This window comes from Flavobacterium kayseriense (assembly GCF_014305095.1).
GTDB classification, from domain to species: Bacteria; Bacteroidota; Bacteroidia; order Flavobacteriales; family Flavobacteriaceae; genus Flavobacterium; species Flavobacterium kayseriense.
This window is the reverse complement of the sequence record NZ_JACRUI010000008.1, coordinates 1-5,005: the sequence shown is the minus strand read 5'-3', so window position 1 is coordinate 5,005 and position 5,005 is coordinate 1. Positions and strand designations below refer to the sequence as shown.

The 5,005-nt window shown below is 47.5% G+C and carries 2 tRNA genes and 2 rRNA genes; all 4 read left to right on the top strand.

Annotated elements, in window-relative coordinates:
• The first annotated feature begins 8 nt into the window (after nt 1-8).
• The 4 genes from H8R22_RS15540 to H8R22_RS15525 all read left to right on the top strand — a co-directional run bounded on the left by H8R22_RS15540 (nt 9) and on the right by H8R22_RS15525 (nt 4,979).
• Nucleotides 9-1,522, top strand: a 16S ribosomal RNA gene (locus H8R22_RS15540).
• 137 nt (nt 1,523-1,659) lie between these two features.
• Nucleotides 1,660-1,733 (top strand) — tRNA-Ile (locus tag H8R22_RS15535).
• Between the two features lie 94 nt (nt 1,734-1,827).
• Nucleotides 1,828-1,901 (top strand) — tRNA-Ala (locus H8R22_RS15530).
• Nucleotides 1,902-2,092: 191 nt separating this feature from the next.
• Nucleotides 2,093-4,979 (top strand): 23S ribosomal RNA (locus H8R22_RS15525).
• The 16S and 23S rRNA genes sit together here with 2 tRNA genes alongside, the layout of an rRNA operon.
• Nucleotides 4,980-5,005 lie beyond the last annotated feature (26 nt).

Sequence of the window (5,005 nt, the reverse complement as noted above, 5' to 3'; positions counted from 1 at the left end):
CATAATATACGATGAAGAGTTTGATCCTGGCTCAGGATGAACGCTAGCGGCAGGCTTAACACATGCAAGTCGAGGGGTATAGTTCTTCGGAACTAGAGACCGGCGCACGGGTGCGTAACGCGTATGCAATCTACCTTTCACAGAGGGATAGCCCAGAGAAATTTGGATTAATACCTCATAGTATTATAGAGTGGCATCACTTTATAATTAAAGATTTATCGGTGAAAGATGAGCATGCGTCCCATTAGTTAGTTGGTAAGGTAACGGCTTACCAAGACTACGATGGGTAGGGGTCCTGAGAGGGAGATCCCCCACACTGGTACTGAGACACGGACCAGACTCCTACGGGAGGCAGCAGTGAGGAATATTGGACAATGGGCGCAAGCCTGATCCAGCCATGCCGCGTGCAGGATGACGGTCCTATGGATTGTAAACTGCTTTTATACAGGAAGAAACACCTCTACGTGTAGAGACTTGACGGTACTGTAAGAATAAGGATCGGCTAACTCCGTGCCAGCAGCCGCGGTAATACGGAGGATCCAAGCGTTATCCGGAATCATTGGGTTTAAAGGGTCCGTAGGCGGTTTAGTAAGTCAGTGGTGAAAGCCCATCGCTCAACGGTGGAACGGCCATTGATACTGCTAGACTTGAATTATTAGGAAGTAACTAGAATATGTAGTGTAGCGGTGAAATGCTTAGAGATTACATGGAATACCAATTGCGAAGGCAGGTTACTACTAATTGATTGACGCTGATGGACGAAAGCGTGGGTAGCGAACAGGATTAGATACCCTGGTAGTCCACGCCGTAAACGATGGATACTAGCTGTTGGGAGCAATCTCAGTGGCTAAGCGAAAGTGATAAGTATCCCACCTGGGGAGTACGAACGCAAGTTTGAAACTCAAAGGAATTGACGGGGGCCCGCACAAGCGGTGGAGCATGTGGTTTAATTCGATGATACGCGAGGAACCTTACCAAGGCTTAAATGTAGATTGACCGGTTTGGAAACAGACTTTTCGCAAGACAATTTACAAGGTGCTGCATGGTTGTCGTCAGCTCGTGCCGTGAGGTGTCAGGTTAAGTCCTATAACGAGCGCAACCCCTGTTGTTAGTTGCCAGCGAGTCAAGTCGGGAACTCTAACAAGACTGCCAGTGTAAACTGTGAGGAAGGTGGGGATGACGTCAAATCATCACGGCCCTTACGCCTTGGGCTACACACGTGCTACAATGGACGGTACAGAGAGCAGCCACTGGGCAACCAGGAGCGAATCTACAAAACCGTTCTCAGTTCGGATCGGAGTCTGCAACTCGACTCCGTGAAGCTGGAATCGCTAGTAATCGGATATCAGCCATGATCCGGTGAATACGTTCCCGGGCCTTGTACACACCGCCCGTCAAGCCATGGAAGCTGGGGGTGCCTGAAGTCGGTGACCGCAAGGAGCTGCCTAGGGTAAAACTGGTAACTAGGGCTAAGTCGTAACAAGGTAGCCGTACCGGAAGGTGCGGCTGGAACACCTCCTTTCTAGAGCCTTAATTGTTAGTTGATTTATCAACACGTTAGGGAAAAAGACGAAAAGACTTTTGGTTTTTTAGTTTTAAGGTTTTATTACTCTTGCTGTTAATTTAAAAAAAATTGAATAAAGAATTTAAGAATAAGAGTGTCTCGTAGCTCAGCTGGTTAGAGTACTACACTGATAATGTAGGGGTCGACAGTTCGAGTCTGTCCGAGACAACTATTAAACTTAAATTAAAAGGAAATTCTAGAGTTGAAAAGCAGCAAAAATTAGTGCTAGTCACTAATTACTGTTCACTAGTCACTCATGAAATGGGGGATTAGCTCAGCTGGCTAGAGCGCCTGCCTTGCACGCAGGAGGTCAACGGTTCGACTCCGTTATTCTCCACGATTTTAGTCATAAAGTCTAAAGTCATAAAGTCACAAGTCTTCGGACCTTCGACTTTACGACCTTTGACCTTCGACTGAATAAAGTTCATTGACATATTGAGATAAGAAAAATATTAAAAAGTAGAAAGCATTTTACTTGTTTATCATTAGGCAAGTAGAAAGAACGGCATTCTTAATTGAATGTTGGTACAATAAGCAAAATAAGGGCGTATGGGGGATGCCTTGGCTCTCAGAGGCGATGAAAGGCGTGATAAGCTGCGAAAAGTTACGGGGATCGGCACACACGATATGATCCGTAAATACCTGAATGGGGCAACCCACTAGATTGAAGATCTAGTACACCGATAGGTGGGCAAACCCGCTGAACTGAAACATCTAAGTAGGCGGAGGAGAAGAAAACAAAAGTGATTCCGTAAGTAGTGGCGAGCGAACGCGGATTAGCCCAAACCAATGTTGTTACGGCAATGTTGGGGTTGTAGGACCACGTTATTTGTTGCGGATAGAATTAGAATCTACTGGAAAGTAGAGCCAAAGAAGGTGATAGCCCTGTATAAGTAATAGAAGATAACAATAGTGGTATCCTGAGTAGGGCGGGACACGAGAAATCCTGTCTGAATTTGGCGGGACCATCCGCTAAGGCTAAATACTCCTGAGAGACCGATAGTGAACCAGTACCGTGAGGGAAAGGTGAAAAGAACCGTGAATAACGGAGTGAAATAGATCCTGAAACCATACGCTTACAAGCGGTCGGAGCCCTTTCGTGGGGTGACGGCGTGCCTTTTGCATAATGAGCCTACGAGTTAACGTTGCTGGCAAGGATAAGTGGTTAAGCCACGGATCCGTAGCGAAAGCGAGTCTGAATAGGGCGCTTTAGTCAGTAGTGTTAGACGCGAAACCGTGTGATCTACCCATGGACAGGTTGAAGCTTTGTTAACCCAAAGTGGAGGACCGAACCCGTTGACGTTGAAAAGTCTTGGGATGATCTGTGGGTAGGGGTGAAAGGCCAATCAAACTCGGAAATAGCTCGTACTCCCCGAAATGCATTTAGGTGCAGCGTTATGCGTAAAGTTATATAGAGGTAGAGCTACTGATTGGATGCGGGGGCTTCACCGCCTACCAATTCCTGACAAACTCCGAATGCTATATAATGTTTCATAACAGTGAGGGCTTGGGTGCTAAGGTCCAAGTCCGAGAGGGAAAGAACCCAGACCATCAGCTAAGGTCCCCAAATATATACTAAGTTGAAAGAACGAGGTTTGTCTGCATAGACAGCTAGGATGTTGGCTTGGAAGCAGCCATTCATTTAAAGAGTGCGTAACAGCTCACTAGTCGAGCGGACGAGCATGGATAATAATCGGGCATAAGTATATTACCGAAGCTATGGATTTACAATTTATTGTAAGTGGTAGGGGAGCATTCTAACAGGGTTGAAGGTGTGTCGTAAGGCATGCTGGACTGGTTAGAAAAGAAAATGTAGGCATAAGTAACGATAATGCGGGCGAGAAACCCGCACACCGAAAGACTAAGGTTTCCACAGCTATGCTAATCAGCTGTGGGTTAGTCGGGACCTAAGGCGAACCCGAAAGGGACAGTCGATGGACAACGGGTTAATATTCCCGTACTACTGTTAACTGTGATGGGGTGACGGAGTGATGAAAGTGCCGCGAACTGACGGAATAGTTCGTTGAAGTACCTACCTATAAGGCCCGCAGGCAAATCCACGGGCTTTGGGGAAATACGATAGTACTCGGCGTCTTCGGACAAAGAGATAGTGCACCTAAGGGCTTCCAAGAAAAACCTCTAAACTTCAGGTTAATAGTACCCGTACCGCAAACCGACACAGGTAGTCGAGATGAGAATTCTAAGGTGCTCGAGAGATTCATGGCTAAGGAATTAGGCAAAATAGACCCGTAACTTCGGGAGAAGGGTCGCCCTGAGTAATCAGGGCCGCAGTGAAGAGGTCCAGGCGACTGTTTATCAAAAACACAGGGCTCTGCAAAATCGTAAGATGAAGTATAGGGCCTGACACCTGCCCGGTGCTGGAAGGTTAAGTGGAGATGTTATTCGCAAGAAGAAGCATTGAAATGAAGCCCCAGTAAACGGCGGCCGTAACTATAACGGTCCTAAGGTAGCGAAATTCCTTGTCGGGTAAGTTCCGACCTGCACGAATGGTGTAACGATCTGGACACTGTCTCAGCCATGAGCTCGGTGAAATTGTAGTAACGGTGAAGATGCCGTTTACCCGCAGTGGGACGAAAAGACCCTGTGCACCTTTACTATAGCTTAGTATTGACCTTGGATAAATGATGTGTAGGATAGGTTGGAGACTGTGAAGTGGCGTCGCTAGGCGTTGTGGAGTCATTGTTGAAATACAACCCTTTGTTTATCTGAGGCCTAACCCCGCGATTGCGGGGGACATTGCTTGGTGGGTAGTTTGACTGGGGTGGTCGCCTCCAAAAGAGTAACGGAGGCTTCTAAAGGTTCCCTCAGTACGCTTGGTAACCGTGCGTAGAGTGCAATGGCATAAGGGAGCTTGACTGAGAGACATACAGGTCGATCAGGTACGAAAGTAGAGCATAGTGATCCGGTGGTTCCGCATGGAAGGGCCATCGCTCAAAGGATAAAAGGTACGCCGGGGATAACAGGCTGATCTCCCCCAAGAGCTCATATCGACGGGGGGGTTTGGCACCTCGATGTCGGCTCGTCACATCCTGGGGCTGGAGAAGGTCCCAAGGGTTGGGCTGTTCGCCCATTAAAGTGGCACGCGAGCTGGGTTCAGAACGTCGTGAGACAGTTCGGTCTCTATCTACTGTGGGCGCAAGAAATTTGAATGGATCTGATTCTAGTACGAGAGGACCGAATTGGACAAACCTCTAGTGTATCTGTTGTCACGCCAGTGGCACCGCAGAGTAGCTACGTTTGGAAGGGATAAGCGCTGAAAGCATATAAGCGCGAAACCCACCATAAGATGAGATTTCTTTTAAGGATCGTGGGAGATGACCACGTTGATAGGCTATAGATGTAAAGGCAGTAATGTCATAGTCGAGTAGTACTAATAATCCGTAAGCTTATGTACACTTTTCCTCCCGAGCAATCGGGAGG